This window comes from Paenibacillus sp. FSL R7-0652, assembly GCF_038595045.1.
Classification (GTDB): domain Bacteria; phylum Bacillota; class Bacilli; order Paenibacillales; family Paenibacillaceae; genus Paenibacillus.
In genome coordinates this window covers 2,782,483-2,809,197 of the sequence record NZ_CP152001.1, presented here as the reverse complement: position 1 = coordinate 2,809,197, position 26,715 = coordinate 2,782,483, and the positions used below count along the sequence as shown (strand labels likewise).

Genomic DNA, 26,715 nt, shown 5'->3' with positions numbered 1-26,715 from the left:
AGTCTCCTTTGCATTGGAAAGTAGATATTTCGCACTTACCTTGAGATGCAGCATGCTGTAATGAATCCGGCAAATCTCGGCCGCCTAGGACTGTCATGAGTCGTTTCTTTATCCATTTTATAGATTATTATTTTTATTTTCAAACAAATTTCTCACATGAACTTAGGCAAAAAAAAGAACAGCCTTGTAAAAGCCGCTGTCCATTGACCTCGATACTGCAAACTGCTCTGCATTTTATGCATATCGTCTGCATCTCTCCTGGTCACCAACAATGTGGATGCAGCATATAATATAATCCATAATCTTCCTGAATATTTAATTTGATTTTGCGGGAATATCATACCGATTGACCCGCAGCAGCTTTCCAGAAGAAGCAGAACCTACATCGGGGTCCGTTCCCAGACCAAAGTAAAAATCACCATCATGCTCTTCAAATGATTTCGCATAGGTATCCTGTGTAAAACGTAAGATTTCATCCCATGCTGTTAGATCGCTTGTTTGATAAACCCGGTTCACATAAACATTCGCCTGCTTCCGTGTATACGTCAGCACATACACCTTGTCGCTGCGCACGAGAAGATCCGTCGGCAGTGCATTGGCATCTGGCAGATTGACCCTTTTTGCCTGATTGATATCTGTCATCACATTTAATGATTTGGGCAGCAGCTGGCTGTCATTAAAGACACCACCCGCAATATACACCAGCTTATTATTGAAATTAATATTTTTGCCGATTTTATTGTACGGCACCGTACCTTGCTGATACGTCAACCCAGGGAGCATTTTACTGCCATAGATGACCACGTCTCTTTTTTCCAAGCGTTCATTAATCTCCAGAATATTCGTCTTGTCATTCCACAGTTTATTGGCAGGATACATCATGGCAGAAGCATACAATTTGCCTTGGATTTCAAAAAGCGTGTACGCTCTGAACCCAAATGTGTTGATCGTGGCAAAATGCTGCCAGCTCTCCCCTTCATTATGCGAGATTAGAACGGTTGGTTTCGTTTCCGTACCAAGTGCGGCAAACATTTTCCCTTTATAATATGCGAGATCATAGACGTGCACTCCTTTAGGCAGGTTGCGATACTTGGTCCACACTTCCCCATCCAGCCGGTAAAAGTTTCCCCAGTCCCAGCTCTCGCCATCGGAGTCATGGCCGGGAATATAGAGCTTTCCATTCATTACTTTAAAGAGATCAATCTGTTCTTCATCCACATACTTTCTCGTTGAAGGTACTATACTCGGGTTACTGTTAGTCACCGCCTGTGTCTCAAACTGGGCATTCGCAGTATCAAAATAGATGACAGGAATTGGCCCTGCGTTTTGTGCGGGTCCTACATTACTGCTGTTCCCATGACCCAGATAGATTTTACCGTTGTAGAGCTGCATGTCCCAGACGTTGTTGGCGTAAGGCGATTTCTTAAAAGGTTTTCCGAGCAGCTCCAGTCTATGGGTTACATCCACCGATTGGAACGGGGCGTTAGACACCTGGACAGTCCCTCGATCCGCTGTCTCAGGTCTTGCTGCCGGTGTGTTCGTTTTAGGCTTCGAGTTCCCCGTAAACATCCAGCCAGCACCAGCGACAAGAGCCAGTAAGATCGCTGTCCATGTAACTTTCCTTTGCATGTCCACATCCTCCTTTAACATGTTAGCCTGAAATCATTTGAAAACGATACAAATTGTATCTTTTTATAGTATGTAAAAGGTGCTTACACTGCAACAAATTTCGCCCTCTTTAAGCAAAAAAAGTAGACTCTCACATCCGAAGATATGATGTCTACTATAATAATGAAGATCTACTCTGCTTTAACCAGGATTTTCACCTGATTTTTCTCTTTCAACAGCGCTTCGAATCCATGTTCTACGACCTCATCCAGCACAATTCGTTTGGTCACCAGCTTGTCCGCAGGGAAAAATCCTTTTTCCATCAACCGAATGACAGCCGGGAACACATCACGATAACCGATGATACCATTCACAGTACGTTCTTTCATTACGATCGAGTTCGGCTGAATCGGAGCTTCCTGTTCGAAAATACTTACAATCATCAGCTCGCCGCCGATGCATGTTGAGTCAATAGCCTGCTGCAGCACACGTGGAACTCCGGTTACTTCATAAGCCACATTCACACCGCCATGGGTACGCTTGTGAATCTCCTCAACCACATTACATTCGGTTGGGTCAATCACAACTGCACCCAGCTCTTCTGCTTTAGCTTTGCGTTCCGGTGACAGTTCGACAACATAAATATCTGAAGCACCGGATGCTTTAAGCGCCTCGATCACCAGCAGTCCAATTGGTCCTGCACCGAATACCGCTGCAGTATCGCCAACGTTCAGCTTGCTTTGGCGTACTGCGTGAAGGGCTACTGCAGAAGGTTCAACGAGAGCACCCTGCTCGTAAGAAATTGAATCCGGAATCGCATGAACCATGTTCTCATCGGCTGTCACGTACTCGGAGAAACCGCCTCCGCCTCCGGCCAGACCCAAAAATCCCATCTTGTCACAGAGATTGTATCTGCCCTGTTTACAAGCCTCACAATGACCACATGCATAAATTGGCTCCACAACTACACGGTCCCCCGCTTGAAAACGACTTACCCCTTCACCCACTTCAACAATTTGCCCGGAGAATTCATGCCCCATCACAATCGGTGCTTTCTCCCCTGTTAGCGGATGCGGATCTTGAGCAGGGATAAAAATAGGTCCAGCTGTATATTCGTGCAGATCGCTGCCGCAGATGCCGCACCATTCCACTTTTATTTTCACCTTGCCCTGTTCAGGTTGAGGTTCAGTAATATGTTCCAGACGAAGATCTTTAACACCATGCCAACGCAATGCTTTCATTTCATTCATCTCCCAAATGATTATTACGTGTATATTCGGAAACGTTTCCGTAAATTAAATATGTCACATTTGAGATACCCTGTCAAACATATTTCTCCAGAAATATGTCGATCAAGTGAGTATTATTGCGCTGCAGCCTATTGTTAAATCAAAATTTAAACAGTATATAACAAAAATCTTGCATATAATCGTTCATTTTTAATGATTTATTAGGAAATTAAACATAAAAATGCATAAAATTACATGAATTTCAGTCCGTTGACGAGCTGCAGGCCTGCTCCAATGGTATAATCAAGTTATATGCCTACCTTACAAAACATACATCAGTCGAAAATACGGAATCGTTTCCGATGAAGTGAGGTCAACTATAACGTGAGTAAAGATCAGAAAATCACAATTAAAGATGTCGCTGAACGTGCTGGGGTGGGAATTGCGACGGTATCACGAGCGATTAATAATTCGGACGGGATCAGCAGCGCAACACGGGAAAAGGTGATGCAGGCTATCGAAGAGCTGGGATTTGTGCCAAACACTTCAGCCCAGAGTCTGAAGATCCGCCAAACACACCAAATTGCACTTGTTGTTCCAGACATCCGAAATGCAATCATTCCCGAAATCTCTTGGTCTGTTGAACAGACCGCGAAACAGCATGGATACCATGTTGTACAGATTAATACGGCAGGCAATGCCAGGACTGAGCTTGAAACGATACGTAACGTCAAGAAATTACACGTAGACGGTCTCATTTTTATGCCACTAGCATATCCCAAAACGCTGCCTGGATTAATCGACAAGGCTCCCCTCCCCATCTCCATCATTAACTACGGGAAAAAACTGGAGCCGGGCATCAAAGCGGATATCGTCTCCTTATCACAGCCTGAAGGGAAACTGGTCATGGATCATCTGTTCAAAATCGGAAGAACTCGGATCGCTTATGCCGGAGCCCCGAAAGATATCATCGAAGAACGTTATCGCGCTTATGAACAGGCTGTTGGACATGTGGATATTTCGCTTGTGTATTTCGGCGAAGATTTCTCACTCGCGACAGGAGCAAGTGCGGCGGACTATTTCTACGGACTCACACATATGCCGGATGCTGTTTATGCGATTAATGACATGGTCGCGATTGGACTTGTAAACCGCTTCAAAGCACTGGGTGTGCGCGTTCCCGAAGACGTCGCTGTGGTGGGGGTGGATAACAATCAGTGGACGACCGTTTCATCGCCTCAGATCAGCTCTGTATCAATCATGGGGGAGGAGGTTGCCCGGCTCGCGACTGAACTGCTGCTCAAGCGAATTCGCGAGATGAGCACTGTGGATTATGAACATATCCAGTTTGAGCCGCGCCTGATTGTGCGTGAGTCCAGCGTAGCCATGATCCGCTCTTCTTCAAGCTAGACAATCCAGCTTATACTGCTAAAAGGTGCTCACCAGGTCTTACCTGTGCGAGCACCTTCTTTGGTTTAACTCTATATTTTCATCATTGTTTCATTCTTGCTTCAATTTCTCTATGAATCTTTGTTTCTCACACACTGTTCCAGCATCACTTTGAGTTTAGCATTACGACTTTCCAGAAAAGCCTTCATGTATCTTTTTAATACAAGCCGTTCTGCTGCCCAGCCAAGAAATCCGAGCGGTGCTTCAAAGCGGAGTGTATCTGTCATACAGGTCCCCTTCTCCCCACAACTGCTGAAATGATGTTCATGCCGCATGCTTTTAAACGCTCCACGCTTCATCTCATCAACAAACAGAAAAGGCCGCTCGTAGGCAGTAATCCGTGATGTCAATCTCTGTCTTATGCCAAAATGCACGGCTTCGAACGTTACCGTATCTCCTGACCCAATTCGTCCGCTGGTTACCCCGGCAACAGCTCGTTCTCTTGTATGCTTCCATACCGTCTGTGTATGAACCTCAATGTCACGAGCCAGATCAAAACAATCTTCAATGGGAGCATAAATTTTCGTCACAGTAGTCACTTCGACCATCAGCTGTTACGCCTCCGCTCTTTACGAGTTGAATGGTTAAATTCGCGTTAGCCGTTAAAACGGGCCCATCACGGCTAATGATGCTTGGATGCTCTGCTCAATAAACGAACGCTCCGGCCCTGACTTCATCAACACCGTTAACCCAATCATGGAAACTACCAACGATTGGGCCATAAGCCCCGTGTCTGCATTACCTGCCAACTCTCCGCTCCGCTGGCCTTTTTCAAGAGCCTCTCTGAAAATAACCGCTAAATACATCTGATGCTCACGTGTTAAAACAGCAAATTTGGGATCATGTGGAGCGAGTTCAACCATCGTGTTGATACAAAAACAACCGTGACTGGGTCTGTTTCCATTACCTTCTGATGCAATCTGTTCAAATATTCCCCTAAAAGCCTTCTTTACAGAGTCACCCTGAGTAAGCTTTGCTCTTATTTGTGCTGCATGTGCAGACGTATACCTTCGCAGCACACGTTCAAACAAATCTTTTTTATCGCCAAAAGCTGCATACAAGCTGGGCCGTTGAATCCCCATTGCCGTCGTTAAATCCGTTAAGGACGCTGCCTCAAACCCTTTGATCCAGAATACGTGCATAGCAGCATCAAGTGCTTCATCTGTATTGAACTCCCTTTTCCTAACCATAACACCGCCCCTTTATTTATCGAACAGTATAGATTTATTCTAACTCAACAATGTAAAAAAGTCCAAACGGAAAGGCTCTTTTTTAATATCAGTCTAAAAGATAAAATTATATTTATAGTAAATTTCCATGCTACAAGCGCCTTGATCTTACATACGATCCTTCTTCCGAATTGTCCATCAAGTTCAAACTTTCGAGACTATTGACAATCCATTTCAAAAAATATATTGTTAATCCCGATTATATTATACTGATCAGTACATTAAAGAGAGGAGATACCAATGCACACATCACATCAACATTTACAAGCATCCAATCAAAAGAAAGAGGGCATGACCAGCGCACTCGCTTGGGTTATTGCCGTATGCAGCGGTTTATCTGTCGCAAATATCTATTACGCGCAGCCCTTGCTGGATTCCATTGCCCTTGAATTCGGACTGTCTACTGCTTCAATCGGTTCTGTGATCACGGTTACTCAGATTTGCTACGCCCTAGGTTTGCTGCTGCTTGTTCCGCTAGGAGATATCGTCGATCGTCGAAAACTGATCATTATACAGATGCTTTTCTCGGCTTTGGCTTTAATCTTTGCTGCAGCTTCTGATTCGTATCCCATACTGCTAATAGGGCTTGCAATCGTTGGATTGTTAGCTGTAATCACACAAACATTTGTTGCTTATGCCGCCCATTTATCGGCCGATTCCGAGCGAGGTACGATGGTCGGCCGAGTCACCAGCGGTATTGTGATTGGCATTCTGCTCGCGCGAACTGTGGCAGGTTCCATGAATGACTGGCTGGGCTGGAGATCGGTTTATCTATTATCTGCGAGCCTTACTTTGATAAGCATACTGGTATTAATACGCATACTCCCTCACCGACCCGTCACAGACAACAAAATAAGCTATTTTCAATTACTTGGCTCCACCCTGCGGCTGTATACATCGTTACGCGTGCTTCGCGTTCGCGGTTTACTTGCCATGCTGATATTTATGGCATTCAGTATCCTTTGGACTGCCATGGTGCTGCCGCTCAGTGCCCCTCCATTATCTTTGTCACACACATTCATAGGTGCCTTTGGACTTGCAGGCGCTGCGGGCGCCTTGGCTGCGGCTAAAGCAGGCAAACAAGCAGACCGAGGTTACGGGCAGGTGACTACCGGAGTTTCCCTTGTCATTTTGATATTATCCTGGATACCGATCGGATTGTTACATACGTCTCTATGGTTTCTAATCCTCGGTGTTATCCTGCTTGACCTTGCTGTGCAGGCAGTACATGTCACGAATCAGAGTTTGATCTATCAAGTCCGTCCCGAAGCTCAGAGCCGATTGACGGCATCGTATATGATCTTTTATTCGATTGGGAGTGCGGTTGGTTCTATCACTTCTACCCATGTCTACGCCTGGTCAGGCTGGACAGGTGTTTGCTGGTTGGGTGCGGCTGTTAGTACAGCAGCTCTACTGTTATGGATTGTCGATCGTCAGTTCGATCGCTCCCTTCAATCCAGGGTTAACCATAATCACCGTAACAACATGTGATTCCACTAAAAAACGAACCCCTTATCGAATGACGAGAGGTTCGTTTCCTATGACTTTTTTGCGGTTCAAATGAGCAGTTCATTAATGGAGAGGGTGCGCTCTTTGGACAGATCCCGATATTCTTCCGACTCGACTTTAATCAGCGGTTTGAAGATATCTGATGCATTGTTCATCACAATAACACCTTTTTCTCCATTGCTGAGCAGCACTTGTTTGCCAATAAAGTTAGGCAGCAGATGCTGCATTAACGCCTGAACCGGTTTCTCATTTAATTTGCCAAATCCCATGCTGTAGATATCTCTGAGGTTGTTAATCAGATTCGGATTGCTCGCGCCATGATTACCGGATCGCATACCTATGTATATATCTGCCACGGACACAATTTGGGTATACGGATGAATCTCGCCTTTTCCAAGCTGCATCGGAAAGCCTGAACCGTCTTCCCGTTCATGATGCTGCAGAGCGACCAGAGCTGTGGCCTCATCAGTCATCGAGTTTTTAATGATCTCGTGCCCATAGATGGTGTGACGCTGCAGTTCAAGCTGTTCATCCGCCGTCAAAGGTTCTGTTTTATTGCGAATCCGGTGTGAAACTTTACACTTTCCGATATCGTGCAGGTAACCTCCGCGGCTGATCAAGTAACTTTCTGACTGGGAATATCCCATCCAACTTGCGATATAAAAGGATAAAAGACCTACCTGAATGGAATGGGTGTAATTATTAACGTCATCCCGTTCCAGCATCATCAGGAGATGCACAACATCCTTCTGCTCATCAAGACCTTCGACCATAGGCTGCAGGGCATCATCCACCATTGTGGCATTAAACTTGCCTACCGTCAGCGCTTCCAGAAATGCATTTTGATAATTATGTACAGTTTGAAGGAATTGAGATTTCATCTCTTCTTCAGGAGGTTGTTCTTTACTGCTTGTGCCGTTTGTACTGCTGCTTGATCCCTGTGTCTGTTTCATTGAAGCAGCAAAAAATTCGGCTTCTGTAATGCCTTCGTCACGCAGTTCAATATCTACGTAATCTACACGATGCTGCATAAGCAGGGTGATATCATCGCTTCGAATGACAGTCCCCTTTCCGAGAATGTGCAGCCCTGCATCACTAAACGTATCCGCTGTCAGACGGTCTCCGTCCTGCAGGTTCATAATATGGATTCTCAATCGGAACTCCCCCTGGACAATTGTTTATAGTTAACAGCCCCGGATGGATCGGAGCCAAGACATACTTCTACTTCTTATATCGTTTGAATTCCAACTATTTTACATAGTCCAAATGACCTTAATCATTTAGGCAAATATGAACATCTAAGACTTTATTCTTATAATAAAAATGTTTGTTTGTCCCGGTTTCTGTACGGAATACATTATTTCAACCTACTTCAACATCTTCTATATACCGTTTTCTATAAAAAAGGAAGCCCATGCTGCTGATGGACTTCCTTGTCTTCATGTTCCATTTATACTCGTTCTTCATCTGTCTTATCCACCATGTAAAAAACGACATCCTATCGACGAGATGCTCTCCCTCGACAACAAAATACCGCTAGAGTTTAATGGATTCCAGACTTGCACCCTTCGCGAAAAAGCGTTCGATAGCCTTCTCAACAGATGCATCGGGAACAAGCGGCGGTGCCTGATGTGGTTTGACCCGCGCGTCAATAATGATCTGATCACAGCCCCAGTGTTTGTGATGATAACTGCTGTTCACACCATACATGTCGTGTGACGGGTTACTGCGCGTAAACGCAGCCCACAAGAAATTGCTCAGGTTGGCGCTCAGGAACGAACTGTCGTCACATACAATAATCATCGGACAACTTTCCAGTCCTCCACGTTCCTGCAACAGCTCCGTGAAGTCTTTCATTTCCTGTGCCGTATTTGCATAATTCGTAAAGGCAGCTGTCTGAATCGAAACCATACCCGGCATGATCAGCTGCGGATTGTCATAACCTTGAATACTTTTCAGCGCTTCCGGCACTTCCGTACACAGTTCACGAATTTTGTCACCATAAGCCGCCATAACAACCTTACTGCCGCTGTTCAGTCCGGTTCCCGAGTAATCCAGTGTATCTATCGTCGTATTCGTATAGAAATGAATGTCCCGCTGCAGGTTCATTCGCTCCAGAATATAAGTGAGGAATTCAACTTCTTTATGAGTGTCAAGCGGCTGCTTGTCTTCAGCAGTGATAAACAGATACTTCGCCAAACTGAGCTGTCCGGTTCCCAAAATACGGTTTGCAATGGTCAGCAGCTCGGTTGGCTGTTTCACATCCGTGTAAGGTGTATAACGCTCGCTGCCGATCGCAAACAGCAGTGGATGAACTCCGGCAGCATCAACGGCATGGACTTCCTTTACACCTGGAATTTCCTGTTTGATGGCGTCTCCCGTTATCTCATGAATCAGATCCCCGAATGCCGTGTCCTCTTGCGGCGGACGTCCCACAACCGTAAACGGCCAGATCGCATTGGGCTTGGCATACACTTTATGCACACGCATCAACGGGAATTCATGAGTCAGGCTGTAATACCCCAAATGGTCGCCAAACGGACCTTCCGGCTTCGTTTCGCCGGGATAGATCTCACCCGTTATAACAAAATCAGCATCATTGCTGATACAGTATCCATCCTTATAGCTGTATCTGAAGCGTCGGCCAGCGAGCAGACCTGCAAAGGTCATCTCGCTCAGACCTTCCGGGAGCGGCATCACGGCGGACAGCGTGTGTGCCGGCGGTCCGCCGATGAAAATGCTGACTTTCAGGGGTTCTCCTTTTTTCACCGCTTTGGCTTGATGGATGCCAATACCGCGATGAATCTGATAATGAAGCCCGATTTCTTTGTTCATCTCATAGTCGTTGCCGCTGAGCTGCACACGATACATTCCCAGATTGGAATTCATAATACCGGGTTTGTCGGGGTCTTCTGAATACACCTGTGGAAGCGTTATAAATGCTCCGCCATCCATCGGCCAGTGTTTAATCAGCGGCAGGTCAGAAATCCGGATCTCCTGTGCCGTTACAGGCAGGCTGATGGATTCCTGCTTAGGCAGCGCCTGCCACGCCGCAAGACCTGTACGAATATGTTTGAATGGCGTCTTGAGTGCCTTCATCGGGTCGTCTCGTACAGCCATAACCCGCTGCACACCTTCCAGTGTCTCGCGGAACATGAACTTGCTTCGTTCAACCGTGCCGAACAGATTGGAAACGGCTTTGAACCTGGAACCTTTTACATTCTCAAATAACAGCGCCGGTCCCTTCGCCGCGTGCACTTTCATATGAATCGCCGCCATCTCCAGATTGGGATCAACCTCTTCCTTGACCCTGATCAGATGACCATGCTGCTCCAGATCGTTAATGCAATCTTCCATATTTGAATATTTCATCGGATGGCTCCATTCTGTGTATACTAAATTCAAAGGATTATGTTCATATATTCACATAGACGCTTGACATGAAATACAGCAAAAACATATGTAATCCACTGCTGAACCTTGTCTGTAAAAAATCATCGGGGCGCCTCTTCTATTTTATCAAATGATCTGTCATGAAACAAAGCATTAGTTTAAACTCGAAGCTGCACGCCATCGCAAATATAAAAAACACCTGTCTTCCGTTTAACGATTAGGTTAAACGAAAGGCAGGTGTTTCATTTGGTCTAGATCAATCCGGCTTTGGCTAACAAACGTTTAACTATAGCTGCGGTCTGCGCGCGGCTAACGTCGGCGTCCGCCATCAGTTTGCCGTCTGCACCCTGCACCAGACCTTGTTTAATAGCCGATGCTGCCGGCTCTGCAGCCCACGCCTGAACTTTACTGCCGTCACTGTACGCACCAAGCAGTGCTGCCGTTTCGGAAGCATCCGCTTTGGCCAAGTCTACCAGCTTCATTGCACGTGAAACGATGGTCATCGCTTCAGCACGGGAAATCTCGCTGTTTGGACGGAAGCTGTTATCCGTGTAACCGGAGATCAGTCCGTACGAAACTGCCGTTTGAACTTCATTTTCATACCAGCTGTCGGAACTCACGTCTGTAAATGTTGTCGTTACGTCATTTTCCGGGGAATGCAGGCCCAGACCTCTCAGCAGTACAGCTGTGAATTCTGCACGGGTAATGCTGCGATCCGGTGCAAATGTATGATCCCCTTGCCCTTCTACGACCAGACGGGAAGCCAGATCTTCAACATCGGTACGGCTCCAGTGGCTGGAAATATCACTGAATGTGGTTGGATGGTAGATCAAAGCGTAGGTGCTGTTCGTCAAACTGTTGATGACTGCAGCATCGTTCACTTCACCTTTGATTACTTTGGTCGGCACATGCAGCATCGTTCCATCCGCCTGAAGCACAACTCCCGTTGTAATCTTGGAGCCATCTGTATCTTTAGGCAGCGTAATGGAACGTTCAACATACGCATTGAAACGATTTACGTCAACCTGCTGTCCGTTGTATACGGCTTTGACTTCGAAGTCTACGGGAGCGCCAACTACAGTGGTATTGCTCATTTTACTCGCTGCCGCTTCAAGTACCGCTTTCTTCGTATCACTGCTTGGAGCAATCGTAATCTGAATGGTTACGTCTTCCAAGGGAGCCGAGCCGCCAAGCTGTTTTACAACTTGATCAACTTTGATCTGGCTTGCTGGCAGGGTATATGTTCCTGTATCTGTCTGGATAATAACTTCAGCGTTACTGTCTTCCATAGTTTTAATTAATTTACCGTTCAATTCCCCTACGACTGCGTTAGTGCCAGTCCCCGTAACCGGGAGCAAGACGCTGCGCAGTCCACTGCCCACCTGATTGATCACTTTGTTATTATCCACATGAATCGTGGTCGTCACCTTATTCCCTGATGTGGAAGTAGAAGCGGTTGCGGACTGTTCCTTTTTCTGGCCATTCACATAAATATCTACTCCTTTGGCTGCCGCCGGAGTGGAAGATGTGGTTGGTGCAGAAGACGACACGGGTGAGGACACAGAAGATCCCCCGCCAGAAGAACTGCCCGTGTCAGGTGTCGAAGGTGAACCGGAATTGCCGCCACCCGAGCTTGCTGCTGTAATCGTGATTGTTCCTCCTAACATTTCAGAAGGTGGACTCTCATCTATCGTGTTAACACGCCAGTGCTCGCTGTCCGCTTGGTTAACGGTAAGCTTTGTTTTGCCTGGCACAGCACTGCTTTTCGCCTGAATCTCCAGATCAAACATTTGCTCGCCCGTATCAATGAGATGATTGTTTCCTGTTAAATCAACCCAGATAATGCGCACCCAGCCTTCTTCGTTATTAATATAGTATTGGAATTCAGGCGTCGTTTCTTCCTCAGGAGAAGATGCGATGGTGCTGTACGTTCTAGGTGTAATGCGTACAACTTCTAAAGCAGCTTTATCAAAATCAATCTGCATATTATATGCTTTTACCGGATATTCCGCATCTTTCAGCGTTACTGGCAAATGGACCGTTTTCCCCGCTTGTACGCTTACATCGGAAAATTCAACTTGAGAGTTCTTGGCAGTATAAGCACCAGCTAAACCAGGCGCAACAAGCGATGATAATAACGTCAGCATGATCAGACCTGACATTGTTTTTCTCATTTTTGGACGTTTCTTTTGGGGTTGAAGCATGTAATAACCTCCATATCTAAATTCGGGTGACTGACAAATTTAATGAGTAATTATAAACAGTGACATAAATATGTTCAGATCATGGCGGAGGTGGTGGACCCTCCACAGCTTGTGTTCCACGAATTACTAAAGTTTTCCCCTCTAACTGCTGATTCAAGTACGAGCGTGGTGTTACCTTGAGAATGAGATATTGATGTTCGTCTATGTCTCTTATCGTGTACTTATCCGAGGTTGCTCCTTGAATGATTTCTTCCCCATTACCAAGCTCATCTGTGGCTGTGTACCATTGGTACTTCGTATTAGGTGGGTAATTAATAGGATTGTATCCATCAATGTCCAGATGTGTATATGTGCCAGAAATGGTCTGCTGGGTTTGCATAGTGCCTTCTAATTTGCCGTTGAACGCATAAGGAGCATCATATACCTGCTGGAAAGTCAGCACATAGCTGTTATCCTTCGCTCCAAGGGCCCCGCTGGCATATCCTTTCAGTAACGCATTCATATCTTCCGCCGCAGGTTGACCGTTCCGATCGATGTCTGCCTGATTCATTTCAACATATGAATAACCACGACGGGACGTCATATCACGCAGATATCTGAACAGCAGCGCTGCATCGGCAGAATCAACCTTGTCGTCCCCGTTTAAATCCCCTTTTTTACTGATATAGAGTTCGATGTTATCTGTAACGGGTTCGAAAACCGGATCTAATGCCTCAGACAACCGATACTGCGCTTTTAACTCGATCTTGATATGACCACTGCGGAAGGGAACAACAACCAGTTTATTTTCATCATTTACATATGCTCGAGCCACTGTAGTATCATTTGAAATGGCGCTAAGTTGAGTAAACTGATCGGTCGGGAAATGAGTGCTCAAATCAATCATGACTGTGTTATCTCCTGCTTCAATGGCTGCAGAAGGTACCAGAGATGGATCCGATGTATAACTTAACCATTCGATACCATCATTAAGTACCGGGCGGGAAATTTTGATTAAGGGTTCAATTTCTCCTGCTTGAACCTGAGGAAGCGCGCCGACTGCGGGCAGGGCAATGCCAAGACTGAGTGCGGCCAGCATGCTTTTTTTCAATATCGGCTTTAATTGCTTATGTTTATTTTTTTTCCCCTTCAATTCATGTTCCTCCTCGTGTATATCTCATATTTGAACAATTACAGACTGAGTATAACGTTCTATTCTGAACCGATTCTGAACAGGTCTTACGAACTACTTCCAGTTGTAAATCGACAAAAAACGCCATAGGATAAGCTCCCACGGCGTTTTGATCCTTAAAAAATTCCCATTTTATATTAAATTCAAGAAAAAAATATTTTCAAATGCCTTCAACAATGCGTTTTGCACGCACATTTACCTCACGATACAGCTCATCCTCATCAATCGTCAGCAGCTTTCTGTCCTTCATCAGCACCTGTCCATCAACAATTGTCGTGTGCACATCTGCCCCGTTAACACTATAGGCCAGCAGCGCCTCTACATCATGTATTGGCTGCAGATGAGGTTTGGCGAGATCAATCAGAATCAGATCAGCTTTGTATCCGGGAGCCAGCATACCTGCTTCATCCTGAAGTGCCAGCAGTTCTGCACTGCCCCGGGTTGCCATCCGGAGCGCCCGAGCAGCAGGCATTCGTGTCGGATCACCGTAGTCCAGCTTTTGCAGCCAGCTTGCCGCCTTAATCTCTTCAAACATATCGAGTGTTGTCGCACTGCCTGCGCCATCTGTCCCGATTCCTACCGTAATCCCTTCGGCCAGCAGCGCTTCAACCGGTGCAGTGCCGCATCCAAGTTTCAGGTTGCTGACCGGATTATGAGCTGCACCGCCGCGCATACCTTTCAGTCTGCTAATGTCAGCGGCATTCAGATGAACCGCGTGAGCCAGCAGCACGTGCGACTGTTGAAACATGCCTGCCTCCTCCAAGTATTCTGTCGGAGTCATGCCATAACGGCTGCGTATTTTCTCCACTTCTTCTTTCGTTTCCGCCAGATGGATGTGGAGCGGTACATTCTGCTGCACGGCCATAGCAATCACTTCACGCAGCGGTTCGATTGGACACGTATAAGGGGAGTGCGGCCCGTACATCGTTGTAATTCGTCCATTCGCCGCACCGGACCAGCGCTGCACCAGATCGATCGCTTCCTGCAGCCTGCGTCCTCCGTCATCCTCCATAAAAACCATGCCGCGTGTCAGTGATGCACGGATTCCCGTCTCGGTGACCGCTTCGGCAATTTCATTCATATGAATGTACATATCCGCAAATGATGTCGTTCCTGAACGGATCATCTCCGCAATGGATAATTTTGCTCCCCAATAGATATCTTCGGGTGTCATTCGGGCTTCAGCAGGCAGCATTTTACGCTCCAGCCAGTCCATCAGCTTCAGGTCATCGGAAAAACCTCGCAGCAGGCTCATGGGCGAATGCTGGTGGGCATTAATCAGACCAGGCATCGCGAGTTTGTTCCGACCATCCATCACATCATCCCCCGGCTGGGGTCGGATATGGGCAGCAATCTGCACAATCCGATTTCCTTCAATACGAATATCACCCGTAAAGGGGGCTTCGGTTTCCTGCATTGTTAGAATCGTTGCTTGTTGAATTAAAATACTCATAATTATACACAGCTCCTCTGGATTGGATGTAGTTCTTCCAATACCAGCGTAAGCCTTTACGCAGCGGCAAGGTCAATCATTTTAATCGACCGGCAATCGCCACTTGGTGAAAGGTTTGGATGAACGGTCCGGGATCAATCTCCACCATATACGGATATACTCCTGTACTCGTATGCAGATAGAAAAATCCACCCTTCTCCCCCATTCGGCGGAAAGACATATCGAACACTTCTGTGATCAGAAACTCCCTGTACCTTGTCACGATCCGATCTGCATAAAGGGTCATGGTTCGGGCATTCCTCTCGACTTCCTGTGCAAGACCAGTCACCTCTCGCTGTACTCTGTAATAAGGCAGTACGGCGATCGCGTCCATGTTATCCCTCCAATCATGCATTGATTACTAGTTTCATCATAGCAGATTGCAGTCTCAAGACAAAAATGACTTTAGGTAATCTTGGTCATCACCTTTAACGGCTCGGAAAGTTCCTCCTGAATTTCCTGCAGGGAAAAACACTGCTCCACATGGTATACACCCGGTGCCTGGGAATGGCGGTATATACGCTTCGCCACAGCTGCAGCCACCTCTGCTGTCACAGCGGCTTCCTTTTCCCCAACCACGAGCTGTTCCACGCTCATTCGCTCTCCGTTTTTCCAGCCCGCCGCATCTACTTTCACTGCAAACATCGGCTCGCCACCCGGAACCAGCATAAAAGCCTTCACCACAGCGTTACGAATCCAGCCGAAACGCAGCAGCTTCAACAGCCCTGCTCGTCTGGCAATCGACAGTGTACGGGTTATCCAGCGAGAATCCAGACATAGCCGGGTTGACACCGTGGGAATGTGAAGCGTCTGAGCAGCCGCCAATTGATCCGAAAAAGCAAATCGATAGGCAGCCCGCCGCCCTAATTCCCCACCAAAATCAATCCATTTCCCATCGCTCAGGCTCTGTACTCTCGTCAGCTGCCCCTGCTGCATAACGTCATATGAAGTGTTCATCTGATCCACGGTCCATTCTACGGCGGCTTTGCCGTGTTTCTCCCCGAGTCCCAGCATCACCGTAATGTTCGCTTCTTCCGTCTTATCCATATGCATGGATGCTTCTCGTACGAGCAGGTTCGTTATACCAGGAGACAATCCGACACTAAGAATTGCTGTTGATCCGGAAGATTGCATTGTTGAATGCAGCCGTTCAACCTGCTTCAAAAAATCACCCTTGGCCGAAATATCGATATAATCTGTTCCAGCCTTCGCACAGCTTTCGACGAACCGTGTGTCGTTCTGGTCCACACACATAATGACAAGTTTCACGTTTCGCAGCACTGCAGGGTCTACTGCTTTCATGATATCCAGCCGCATTGGCTTCACAGCTCCACCTGTCTGGCGGCTGAACTTCTCGGCTCGCTCCAAGCGTGTACCCGCTGCCCACACTTTGCCGGGAAATACCTGTGCAAGCTGCGTGCAGACCATCTGTCCCACCTGACCATATCCACCAATGACCCAGATCTGATCCTTCATGCTGCCTTGTTTCATCTCAGTCTCTGATCGCATAATAAGCCTCCACCCATAAAGCTCCGAAATATCGGGTGATCTGAGAAAAACCACACTCCGCAAGCAGCAGCTCCAAGGTTTCAGATGACACCGGATCGGATTGCTGACCAAGAGAAGCGGCAAACCACTCCCATTCTTCAGCAAGCACACCCGCCTGCAGCATATAATCCTTCCACGCCTGCATCATGACCGCATAGGCTGGAGAAGCAGGGTTTGCATTTACCGCTGCAATAATTAGAGGTGAACCGGGTTTGAGCCTTTTGGCCAGATGCCTGAGAAACGTTTTTTTCGCTTCCAGTCCATGAATAAAATGCAGCATCAACATGCTCGTCGCCCCATCGTACATCAAGTCCACTGGCAGTTGTTCCATCGTTACGGGGAGTAGTTTGACTTTGTTCGTAATACCGGCTTCTTCTGCCCGTTTCTCTGCCAGCGTTAACATCCGGGGAGAAGTATCCATGCCTGTCAGCTGCCAATCGGGATGTCTCGTGCCAAGCAGACTAACCTCTTTGCCCCCTCCAGCTCCTGTTATAAGTATATTAATACTGTTGTTATGGGCTATGGATGCTGTAAGAAGCTTTTCCATCAGATCGTGCATGTGGGCATAACCTGGGATTTTAAGAGCTATGGATTGTTCGTATCGATCGACATCTGCAGTATCCCAGCTGTTTACGGCCGAATTCACCTGATTTCCCGTCTCGATTCGATCCGCTGCTGCACTCTCTTTATGTTTTGGCGTACCATTCCATCTATTGTCCAAGCTGTCGCTCATTGTTACTGCACCCCTCTGTTATGAAGTAAGACTTGACTGTCTATTCGTCTAATTTCATTATAGAAGGATACACACAGGCGACCATCCCACAAGTTTGGGATATAGAGCACTTGGAGAGGAGTTAACTCGTTTGGCTGGTTTATACGGACAACAACATGTACATCGAATAACTTCACTTGAAAAGGGAACCTGGACGTCCCGCTCTTACAGGGAAGCTGTGCTCAGGCACCTGCAGCCCGTCATTCCTTATGATGCATACTGTTTTACCACAGTGGACCCCTCCACACTGCTCTCTACAGGCGCGGTGACGGAAGATGGCGTCGAGGCCATTCATGATCAACTATTTATTAACGAATACATGGAAGAGGATATTCATAAATACGCAGATCTGGTCCAATCCGATCAGCATACAGCCATCTTATATGCCGCCGTTCACAGCAATCCCGAATCCAGTGTGCGTTATAAAAACATTCTGCTTCCGGCAGGGTTCGGTGATGAAATGCGCACGGTTTTTATCAGTAACGACTCCTGCTGGGGATACCTGACACTATACCGCAAAGCCGATCAGCCGGCATTTACAGAGCAGGAACGTTCCCAACTAGAAGAATGGACCTATTCTATTGCGAAAATGCTGAGAATAACCAGTTTGACGTTGATTGAAGAAATGAAGCGTGAAAGCCCTGCGGAACCAGGTATCCTGCTCGCATCGAATGCATTGAAACTCGTGTCCCTCAATACGTCTGCCGAATATTGGATTTCGCAGCTGCGTTTGATGGAGGGCATCTCACCGAATACTTTGCCGCGTCCCGTGCGAGCCGTTGCCTCCCATTTGTTGAGTCAGCTGCAGCTTGAACAGTCTGCAGCTTGCAAATCGTTATGTGCGTCCCCTTCTAAAGTGTGCATCCAGCTTCCGGATGGCCGGTATTTGATGCTGCAGGCAAGCCATCTGAAGCAGCTTGACGGATCTGATCAGATCGCGGTTATGCTTAACCAGGCGATGCCTCAGGAACTGCTCTCCGTCCTTGCAGAATGTCACGGTTTATCCCCACGGGAACGGGAAGTGTTAGGATATGTACTGCGCAGCTATTCTTCGAAGGAAATTGCCGCAGCCATGTATATATCCGCCTATACCGTACAGGATCATCTAAAATCGATTTTTGACAAGACGGGTGTATCCTCACGCCGGGAGCTTATATGGTATTTTGTATCTCGATTTCAGTTGACGGATGAACTAACGATAGGCTAGCGATGGTTTTAACCTTTAAATCCCCTTCGTTTTATGTACTTGCAGCCCAAAAATCCTCTTCACGCAAAACGCAGTGTGCTGCATGGACTGCGTTTTATGTAAGAGGATTTTGACTGAACGGTGCTGAGCTTCTAGTGCTGAATGTATTATGAACCTTGAATAGAGAACATAGATACAATATGTTTGCTCGTATATCACGCCCCCCTTTTTTTCAGACAAAACTTTTGGCGTCAGGCTGATTTTTTCTCATACGAAAAGCCACGAACTGTTCTTCATCAAAAATATTAAAATAGATGTTTCTTTCCAGAACAAGATAGAGTTTCTGCCCGGGTTCAACTCCAAACGAATGTGCCGGGTATACATGTACAGATGGATGGACTCGATTCCGTATGGTTTGCAAACTGTGATACATAAGTGCCGGGTCACCTCCGCGTTCAGAGCATATGCCGCATCCTTCTGCAAACAATGTATCTCCTGTAAAAATACAATTTTTCAATGAAAAACAGATAGAACCTGGTGTATGACCAGGCGTGTGTATGCAGGAAATCAGCGTGCTGCCTAATAAAATGGTATCCTGATCCTTTACAGCATGTAAATTCGCACACTGGTAATTGAAAAATTCAATTTCTGCAGCACCCATATACACTTTAGGATCAAAGCGATCCAATAAAGCCTGTACAAGATGTACATGATCAGGATGGGAGTGAGTCAGCAAAATGTGTGTAAGCTCCGCGCTTTCCGCTTCAAGAATATTGAGAATAGACGCCAGATCCCACGAGGGATCAATAACGGCCGCCTCTTGAGTTAATGCATCAATAACAATGTAACTATAATTAATAAAGACTCCATAACTTGATTTAATAGGATACACTTTGTATTCACTGGTTGTCATATGCAGTTCTCCTTAGTAGGTAAATGGGATAATTATATAGAGACACGGATAACCAACCCTCAGTGTCAGGCGTATCTGGTGAAAACAACTCTGCCAGTGCTGCTGTTATGTACATGAATAGAAAAAACTGAGATTGGATCAGCCTACCGATTAACAGTTAAATGATTGAGATGTGAAGAATTCGTTTTCAGAACAAGAAAATGATCGCTATATTCCTAAAACATTTCTACCAAAAACTTCTAAATGAAATGGTAATTGATGCATAAAATTTTGTCAACAAAACCCAAAAAATAATTTTTTTCATTTTTCTTTTATTATCTCATTCTCAGGATCAGGACAAAAGAAAACACCCTGTAAGCAGACGTTATATCCGCTTCACAGGGTGTGATATTTAATTCATGCAGAACAATCGGTATCGCCAGTCTTAAGACTTGACAGGTTTGACAGACTTGACCTTCATCGCTTCTGAAGAAGCAGTATCCTGCGGATGTTCTACGGGATACATTTTACGGAACAACAGCGTCTGTAATACCAGAAATGATCCCCCAACCGTCCAATACAGCGGCATCGCTGCCGGCGCCGATAAAGAGAAAAATGCCATCATGAGCGGGGAAATGTATCCCATAATCGCAAACTGTTTGCGCTGTTCAGGAGCCATATTAGCTTGTGACACCTTAGCCTGAATCAGATAAATAATCGCAACGACAATGGCCAGCACATAATCAGGCGCACCGAGCTTAAACCACAAAAAGGAATGAGATGACAGTTCAGGCGTCAGCCGGATGGCTGTGTATATGCCCGACAATATCGGGAGTTGTATAAGCAGCGGCAGACAGCCGATATTCAGCGGGTTGAATTTATGCTTTTTATACAGCGCCATCGTTTCTTCGGACTGTTTCTGCCGATTAGCCGCATCATTCTTACCCTCGTATTTTTTCTTGAGTGCATCCAGTTCAGGTTTCATTGCGTTCATGATCACGCGCGTTCCCTGCTGGGATTTGGCCTGGCGCATCATCAGCGGCAGTAGAGAGAGACGAATGGCTAATGTAATCATGATAATCGCAGTACCATAGCTTCCGTGAAATAGAGCGGCAATATGCTGAATCAGATATGACAGTGGGAAAACGATGTAGTGATTAAAGAATCCCGGCGTCGAAGAATTAATCTCCGATACATTGTTACTGCACCCGGCAAGCAGCATGACTGCGAAGAAGATTGCAATCAGGCCATAGATCCGTCCCCTGCCAGATGTAAGTGTGAACCCCTTGTTTGTCTTATGTTCCATATAGATCCTCCTCGTTGATTGGTTGATTCCAGTCTCAACGAGGAATGACAATCTGGTTCGTCTTCATCCGGTGCTTCTTTTCGTCTGACCATGCGGCTCCCATTATCCGTCCTGTACTGCCTGTGCAGGTCTACAGCCGGGAATACGGGTTCAATTCCGTTTCCAGCGCCGCTCCCCATCCAATACTCCGTCATACCGCAGTGAAGATGCGCAATATAAGCGTAACTGACGGTAAAGATCAAACCAATGGAGAAGATATACGGAAGCAGCTCATGTAATTCAAACAAGAGATTCACCCCCTTCATACGTTTATTTTTACATTATAGCACTTACATATTCGGTTTGCACAAAGGAACTCACTGCAAATCAAAACTTCCGTTAATTCCCTTCTTCATTCGGACAATTCCAGCCGGGCCCTATATCTCGCTGCATTAAAAGAAAACCAAGCTGCACCATCCGCATGCAGATCCAGATACTTTTTACGCTCCACTAGATTTGTTTTCAATTCCGGGTAATCATTTTCCGCAAAATCCTGCAGTAAAGGCAGGGCATCAGCAGATAAACTTGCCAGATAAGCAGCATCAATACTTCCGGTTTGATGATACCGTTCGATGTTCAGCTCCGCTATTCGGATATCCATCCCGATATAGTTGATGACTGTATACGCTGTCAGCCCAAGCACAATATAACAGCGAATCAGGGGCAGCTTGGTGCAGCGAATTCGCAGTGCAGCAATGACTAACAAAAGAGCCAGAAAAATCATAAATGCATGTACAAGGAATCGGATGTACGTATATCCGTAAGCCTGTTCGTACAAGTTCAGACGCACAAAGGCGGAACTTAACATCACGGCAGAGCAGCAGACCAGAATCAGGAGCAGCGCCTGCTGTACGATTACACCTTTTTTGCCTTTTGCATGTGTATACTGCAGTACAACGACCAGCATAAGAAAGTTTAGACTCGTAACCAGAATCAGTTCAGTAAAGCCGTTTCTTGCATACTCGGCGTAAGACAAATCCACCGGAAGATGTCCTTCCCCCGTCCCGAACAAGTATGAAAACTGTACGAGTACAAACAAAATATAAACACTGTTCATGACGGTTAATATCGTTCCCGTAATTACCGGATCGAGCCGGAACGGCTCACCGTCCGGCGAAGTCTGAATCCGAGAATCCACCGGCGTAAAGGCTGGTGTAATTTTCCTCTCCGTATCAGGGTTCGATGTCAACGGCTCGGCAGCGGGATGAAGCGGCGTTAACGGGGAGCCTGTACTATCTTTCCAATGCGCATTCTCCCGCTTCTCGGCTTCATACTGCATCGGATGCACATATCCCCACACGTAACTGAAAAATAAAACTCCTGCGACAATAATCCAGATAATTCTTGGCAGCATGGGAGTAACCGCAATTTGATCCAGCCACTCCGGAAAGCCTGATAAATACTCATTGAAGATACCGTCCGCAGAAGACAATAAAGTAAGTACTACGAGAAGCATAGGTACAGAGGCAAGCAGACCGATCAGCACTTTGAGTACAACCGCTTTTTGGGTTTTATCCATTTTACGGCCCCCGGCCTGCACCATCATCGACCCGATCGTTCCCCAGTGCCGGATGGTTTGCGGAAGGGCATGGTCTATCGCTGTACCGATCAAACCAATCTCCCACCATGCTCTCTTCTTCCTGCCCATTACATACGTTAGATGCGTCATAATCAGCCCCGGAATAACCATGAAGTTAAGCACTTGAAACAGAACATTATCGAACAGAAGATATGTCAGCGATAACAGCAGAATAACAGCTGCGATCCAGGCATCAAAAATCGTCAAAGCTCTCATGCGGTCTTTGGCAAACGTGTACATGAAGCAGTAAAACAAGATGACAAAGATCGGGTACGATACGCCGATATGGAAGTCGTAAAACAAATACTGATGCAGGATTGCAAGCAAAAAAGCACTGGTTAAGGTGATGAACGCACGATGCGGGGAAGACATTATTTTATCAATCATGGGAAATACCTCCATTAATCTATCTACGTTTTATTCTAGGTGATAAAATAGGAATATAAATAGAAAGATTGATCGATAAACTTTCTTATTTTAGATCGTGTACCGGATTCGGTCATCAAGGAGGAAGCTTTTAGATGAAACTTCATCAGCAGTATCTGCAGCTGCACAGTCAGTTGGGAGATACATCAGCACATACAATTACACTGGCGGAGCTTGCTGTACTGCTTGACTGTACCCACCGCAACACCCTCACTATAATTAAAAAAATGGCTGCTCTTGGCTGGATCCATTGGCATTCCCAGCGGGGACGCGGACGGCGTTCGACCTTGTCCCTGCTTGTTCCGGCAGATCAAATCGCCGCTGAATATATGATGGGGGCCATGAATCGCCGCGAGTTACAGGAAGCTGCCGATCAAGTTCGGGCTTTTTCTAATTCTACGTCGATGCATCATGCTCTGAACCAGTGGCTGCTTGGATACTCAGGTCATCATACTGAAGCTGGAGCCAACAATGAGCCAATTGACACGCTGCGTTTACCTGTACGTCAGCAGCTTCATGCGCTTGACCCGCTTTATATTAATCTGCTTGCTGAATCTTTTGTAACAAGCCATGTGTTTGATGGACTTGTTCAGCGGGATGAACACGGACAGATTATGCCCGCCCTGGCGCATACATGGGATGTTTCACATGACCGTCAAACATGGATTTTCCATTTGCGTAAGGGGGTTTATTTTCACGATGGGAAGCCTCTTACGGCTTCAGATGTCGTTCATACGTTTGAGCGTCTGCAGTCCACGAAACGACGAACACTGTACCGTGAGGTTGTTCAACAGATTCACTTGGTCGAAGTGTTAGGTCCCTTGGCTGTACGTTTCCGTTTAGAAAAACCTCAGGAATTGTTTTTGTCTTTTCTCTCGACAAGTCGGGCAGTCATCGTGGCTTCCCCCAATGGCGCTGACATGGCTGTAAAACAGGTTGATCTGATCCAGCCAATGACCAAACCCGTCGGTACAGGGCCTTTTAAAGTAAGTGTATGGGATAATCATCTGTGCAGGCTCGAAGCCTATCCAAGTTACTTTCAAGGCAGAGCTCTCATTGACCGAGTAGATATTTTGCAAATCCCTTGGGGAACGCCAGAGATAGAACGTCGTAAGGATCAACCTCCGGAAGCGGAGGAACATGTGGAATCCCCCTTCTTCCATCTCGTTCATAATCCGTCCAAAAAAGCAGGCACAGACTGGACACAAGCAAGTTCGGGGGTAACCGTTACGAAACTGCTTACGTGTAATACACGAAAAACCGGACCGTTAAACGATCCGGGAGTACGAGCGTATTTGCAGCAGTGCATCCAGCTGGCGAAAGAAAATGTTTCGAAGACAAGTAACGAAGAGAGCGATTCAGATATGGACTCCAATGTACTTGTTCGTGCAATCCCAATTTATGAAGGGGGCATTCCGTTAGACATCGCTACGATTCCACAGTATCGGCTGGACGCGGAGCAGCTGGCACTGGCTCTGGATCAAGCCGGTTTCTCCTGCACCATACGCACAGGCGGCATGGAGCAGTTCAAAGGAGATTGGCGTCTTGATTCTGATCTGATCCTCTTCTCTCTGATTCAGGATCGGGATGTGGAACTTCGCAGATATGATCTGTACGCCACACTGTCCGAACATCTGCAAACCCAGTCTAAGAAACAGGTACGACTCATGCTGCAAACCGCCGCTGTGACTGCACATGCCGCAGACCGAAAGCAAACGCTTGACGACATTCAACGCTATCTGATCCGAGAACATCTCATGTTCAGCTTGTCTCAAAAGCCTGTCGAAACAGCATATCTGCCTTCCGTGCGCGGACTATCGTTCAACAGCCAGGGGTGGGTTAACCTGCGTCACATCTGGTTCCCTTCTGAGAATGTCCAAATGTGGTAATCGATCGTGAACTTTCAGTTTATTTGTTCGATTATCATCTAGGTAAAATCATGCGCTCTCCAGTGTGATTACGTGTGCGACTGCCGCTTAACAATACTGTATCCTTGCGGCGGTAAACACCGAGAAGCAATCCGATCATGGCGTATTCAAGTATCACATGAGACGAGTATCCAATAAGAGGGAATCTAATACTCAAAATGGGCATGATTCCAGTAACGGCAGCAGCGGAATAGATGAGTTGAAGCGCAAGGACTGTCGTTACAGAAACGACGATAATTGAACCAAACGTTTCTTGGATGCGCGGCAGCATTTTAATCATCGTTCTAACAAGCCAGACGATGCCTACAATGAGCAGCACGCATGCTGACCAGCCAAACACTTCAACCAGCATTACGCCTGGAAAATCGAGATAATAATACCTAAAAGGAGAATTTTGTGGAATCGTTATGCCATTTCCCCACCAGCCTGCTGTTCTGACAATATCAATAATCGCGTTATTCGCGTAACCTTCTCCCTTCGAGGCATTATCCAGATTAAATAGAACAGATAACCTTTCGAATCGTCGGTACTCGTCTGTTAACAGGAATATAAGAACTGCCGCGACTCCGCAAGAACATGCAGCGATTACAGTGTACAGCCACTTTCTCGTAACCCAACCAAACAGCAGTAAAGCTGTGAAGCCGAATAAAGATAATCGAACCCAATCTGAGATTTGATAGATGAGCACCATAGGTAAAGCTGCTAGTGCAGTATAAGTACATATCATTTGCTTACTCGGAACCAGACGAAATCGATCCATCATGATTGCGCCGATTGCCAGCGGAAGTATCCAAAGGGCAGATGTAGTCACATCAATGGAAATGCCAAACGGTAAAAATAAGAATCGATTCGATCCGCCGTAAGCCTCTGCTAACATCGGGGTAATCCATAACATGACATTGATCAGAATATAAATCGGCCATGCCCATTTAATCCATTTACGATAATCAAAAAAGATGAAGAACAGCATGGTCATTATCCCCACACTTGTGTACATTAAATGAGTAGATGAATAATCAAACCCCAAGCCTAATGAGCTGTTGGTATAAATCCAGGTCAAAACCATGCCAATGACACCCATCATAATCACTGCAGCCAGCAATCTCCAGTGCATCCGGTGACGGTGAAGCTTATTCATCCTTTTGCCTAACTCGGCCGGATCACCCATCTGTTGAACAGCATAAGCTGCTGCTTCGTCGGGTTTATATCCTTCCTGCTTCTTATCACGTATCATCTCTTCCAAATGGCTGCCCAGCTCTTCACGAAGATCGTTATGTACTTCCTTCACCTTCACCTGACCGCAGATTTGATCCAGATATTCCTTAATCTGACTGTGTTTCTCATTCTGTTCTTCATGCTTGTTCTGGTTCATCAGGTTAAACCTCCTTCCCCGATCACACGATCTACAGCGCGGCGAAATAGAGACCACTCAGCTTTTTTGTGCTGCAGTGCCTGTATCCCCTGTTCCCGAATAGCGTAATATTTTCGTTTTCTGCCCTCCACTTCAGCCCAATAGGCCTCTACCCATCCTTCGATCTCCATCGCATGCAGTATAGGATACAATGTGCCTTCCTTCAAACTGAATACGCCTTCCGACTGGCGGTGCAGCTCTTTAATCAATTCATAGCCGTACATGGGCTGTGCTTGCAGCAGGGTCAGGATTAGCGTCTCTGTACTGCCTTTGATCATTTGTTTATTGATCTGCAAAAGTTTACCTCCTTTAAACTGCATGTAAGTATCTACATCAGATTTCAC

General features: G+C 46.4%; 22 protein-coding genes. 4 read left to right on the top strand and 18 right to left on the bottom strand.

Features of this window, described 5'->3' with window-relative positions; genetic code table 11:
- Window positions 1-315: 315 nt before the first annotated feature.
- Together MKY97_RS12900 and MKY97_RS12895 are read right to left on the bottom strand one after the other, a co-directional pair.
- On the bottom strand, window positions 316-1,629 hold the full coding sequence (locus MKY97_RS12900) for a hypothetical protein (RefSeq protein WP_342555802.1): 1,314 nt from the start codon (window positions 1,627-1,629) through the stop codon (window positions 316-318).
- 170 nt (window positions 1,630-1,799) lie between these two features.
- Entirely contained in the window at window positions 1,800-2,849 is a 1,050-nt protein-coding gene (locus MKY97_RS12895) for a 2,3-butanediol dehydrogenase (RefSeq protein WP_342555801.1), read from the bottom strand.
- Between the two features lie 372 nt (window positions 2,850-3,221).
- On the opposite strand from MKY97_RS12895, the gene MKY97_RS12890 reads away from it, so the two are divergent.
- A complete protein-coding gene (locus MKY97_RS12890) occupies window positions 3,222-4,247 on the top strand; it encodes a LacI family DNA-binding transcriptional regulator (RefSeq protein WP_342555800.1) in 1,026 nt (341 codons plus the stop codon).
- 110 nt (window positions 4,248-4,357) lie between these two features.
- On the opposite strand, the gene MKY97_RS12885 is transcribed toward MKY97_RS12890, so the two are convergent.
- Both MKY97_RS12885 and MKY97_RS12880 read right to left on the bottom strand, forming a co-directional pair.
- Window positions 4,358-4,834, bottom strand: coding sequence for an SRPBCC family protein (locus MKY97_RS12885; protein WP_342555799.1), 477 nt, complete (start codon window positions 4,832-4,834; stop codon window positions 4,358-4,360).
- 54 nt (window positions 4,835-4,888) lie between these two features.
- Window positions 4,889-5,476: a TetR/AcrR family transcriptional regulator gene (locus MKY97_RS12880; RefSeq protein ID WP_342555798.1), complete on the bottom strand. Its 588-nt coding sequence runs from the start codon at window positions 5,474-5,476 to the stop codon at window positions 4,889-4,891.
- Between the two features lie 279 nt (window positions 5,477-5,755).
- Between MKY97_RS12880 and MKY97_RS12875 the strand changes: the two genes are divergently transcribed.
- The gene (locus MKY97_RS12875) at window positions 5,756-7,006 is read left to right on the top strand and encodes an MFS transporter (protein ID WP_342555797.1); all 1,251 of its coding nucleotides are present in this window, start codon (window positions 5,756-5,758) and stop codon (window positions 7,004-7,006) included.
- Between the two features lie 65 nt (window positions 7,007-7,071).
- On the opposite strand, the gene MKY97_RS12870 is transcribed toward MKY97_RS12875, so the two are convergent.
- The 8 genes from MKY97_RS12870 to MKY97_RS12835 form a co-directional block, all read right to left on the bottom strand.
- Entirely contained in the window at window positions 7,072-8,178 is a 1,107-nt protein-coding gene (locus tag MKY97_RS12870; protein ID WP_342555796.1) for an HD domain-containing protein, read from the bottom strand.
- 382 nt (window positions 8,179-8,560) lie between these two features.
- Window positions 8,561-10,396, bottom strand: coding sequence for a UbiD family decarboxylase (locus MKY97_RS12865; RefSeq protein WP_342555795.1), 1,836 nt, complete (start codon window positions 10,394-10,396; stop codon window positions 8,561-8,563).
- 272 nt (window positions 10,397-10,668) lie between these two features.
- Complete coding sequence (locus tag MKY97_RS12860; RefSeq protein ID WP_342555794.1) at window positions 10,669-12,621, bottom strand: S-layer homology domain-containing protein; 1,953 nt, start codon at window positions 12,619-12,621, stop codon at window positions 10,669-10,671.
- A 79-nt stretch (window positions 12,622-12,700) separates the two neighbouring features.
- Complete coding sequence (locus MKY97_RS12855; RefSeq protein WP_342555793.1) at window positions 12,701-13,753, bottom strand: dockerin type I repeat-containing protein; 1,053 nt, start codon at window positions 13,751-13,753, stop codon at window positions 12,701-12,703.
- Window positions 13,754-13,952: 199 nt separating this feature from the next.
- A complete protein-coding gene (locus MKY97_RS12850) occupies window positions 13,953-15,245 on the bottom strand; it encodes an amidohydrolase (protein WP_342555792.1) in 1,293 nt (430 codons plus the stop codon).
- A gap of 76 nt (window positions 15,246-15,321) precedes the next feature.
- Window positions 15,322-15,618, bottom strand: coding sequence for a hypothetical protein (locus MKY97_RS12845; RefSeq protein ID WP_342555791.1), 297 nt, complete (start codon window positions 15,616-15,618; stop codon window positions 15,322-15,324).
- A 71-nt stretch (window positions 15,619-15,689) separates the two neighbouring features.
- The gene (locus MKY97_RS12840) at window positions 15,690-16,793 is read right to left on the bottom strand and encodes a saccharopine dehydrogenase NADP-binding domain-containing protein (RefSeq protein ID WP_342555790.1); all 1,104 of its coding nucleotides are present in this window, start codon (window positions 16,791-16,793) and stop codon (window positions 15,690-15,692) included.
- On the bottom strand, window positions 16,777-17,565 hold the full coding sequence (locus MKY97_RS12835; RefSeq protein WP_342555789.1) for a class I SAM-dependent methyltransferase: 789 nt from the start codon (window positions 17,563-17,565) through the stop codon (window positions 16,777-16,779). The genes MKY97_RS12840 and MKY97_RS12835 overlap by 17 nt, the downstream gene beginning before the upstream one ends.
- A gap of 130 nt (window positions 17,566-17,695) precedes the next feature.
- Between MKY97_RS12835 and MKY97_RS12830 the strand changes: the two genes are divergently transcribed.
- Entirely contained in the window at window positions 17,696-18,811 is a 1,116-nt protein-coding gene (locus tag MKY97_RS12830; RefSeq protein ID WP_342555788.1) for a helix-turn-helix transcriptional regulator, read from the top strand.
- 211 nt (window positions 18,812-19,022) lie between these two features.
- Here MKY97_RS12830 and MKY97_RS12825 read toward each other — a convergent pair whose 3' ends face one another.
- The 4 genes from MKY97_RS12825 to MKY97_RS12810 all read right to left on the bottom strand — a co-directional run bounded on the left by MKY97_RS12825 (window position 19,023) and on the right by MKY97_RS12810 (window position 22,993).
- Window positions 19,023-19,703: an MBL fold metallo-hydrolase gene (locus tag MKY97_RS12825; RefSeq protein ID WP_342555787.1), complete on the bottom strand. Its 681-nt coding sequence runs from the start codon at window positions 19,701-19,703 to the stop codon at window positions 19,023-19,025.
- 424 nt (window positions 19,704-20,127) lie between these two features.
- Window positions 20,128-20,988 carry a membrane protein insertase YidC gene (yidC, locus tag MKY97_RS12820; protein WP_342555786.1) on the bottom strand — a complete coding sequence of 287 codons (861 nt, stop codon included), beginning with the start codon at window positions 20,986-20,988 and terminating at the stop codon, window positions 20,128-20,130.
- A complete protein-coding gene (locus tag MKY97_RS12815; protein WP_342555785.1) occupies window positions 20,925-21,275 on the bottom strand; it encodes a hypothetical protein in 351 nt (116 codons plus the stop codon). The genes yidC and MKY97_RS12815 overlap by 64 nt, the downstream gene beginning before the upstream one ends.
- A 104-nt stretch (window positions 21,276-21,379) precedes the next feature.
- Entirely contained in the window at window positions 21,380-22,993 is a 1,614-nt protein-coding gene (locus MKY97_RS12810) for a DUF4173 domain-containing protein (protein ID WP_342555784.1), read from the bottom strand.
- Between the two features lie 134 nt (window positions 22,994-23,127).
- Between MKY97_RS12810 and MKY97_RS12805 the strand changes: the two genes are divergently transcribed.
- The gene (locus MKY97_RS12805) at window positions 23,128-24,921 is read left to right on the top strand and encodes an ABC transporter substrate-binding protein (RefSeq protein WP_342555783.1); all 1,794 of its coding nucleotides are present in this window, start codon (window positions 23,128-23,130) and stop codon (window positions 24,919-24,921) included.
- A 34-nt stretch (window positions 24,922-24,955) separates the two neighbouring features.
- Here the strand turns inward: MKY97_RS12805 and MKY97_RS12800 are convergent, their stop codons facing one another.
- Together MKY97_RS12800 and MKY97_RS12795 are read right to left on the bottom strand one after the other, a co-directional pair.
- Complete coding sequence (locus tag MKY97_RS12800; RefSeq protein ID WP_342555782.1) at window positions 24,956-26,332, bottom strand: FtsW/RodA/SpoVE family cell cycle protein; 1,377 nt, start codon at window positions 26,330-26,332, stop codon at window positions 24,956-24,958.
- Window positions 26,332-26,667: a helix-turn-helix transcriptional regulator gene (locus tag MKY97_RS12795; RefSeq protein ID WP_342555781.1), complete on the bottom strand. Its 336-nt coding sequence runs from the start codon at window positions 26,665-26,667 to the stop codon at window positions 26,332-26,334. Before MKY97_RS12795 ends, MKY97_RS12800 begins: the two co-directional genes overlap by 1 nt.
- Window positions 26,668-26,715 lie beyond the last annotated feature (48 nt).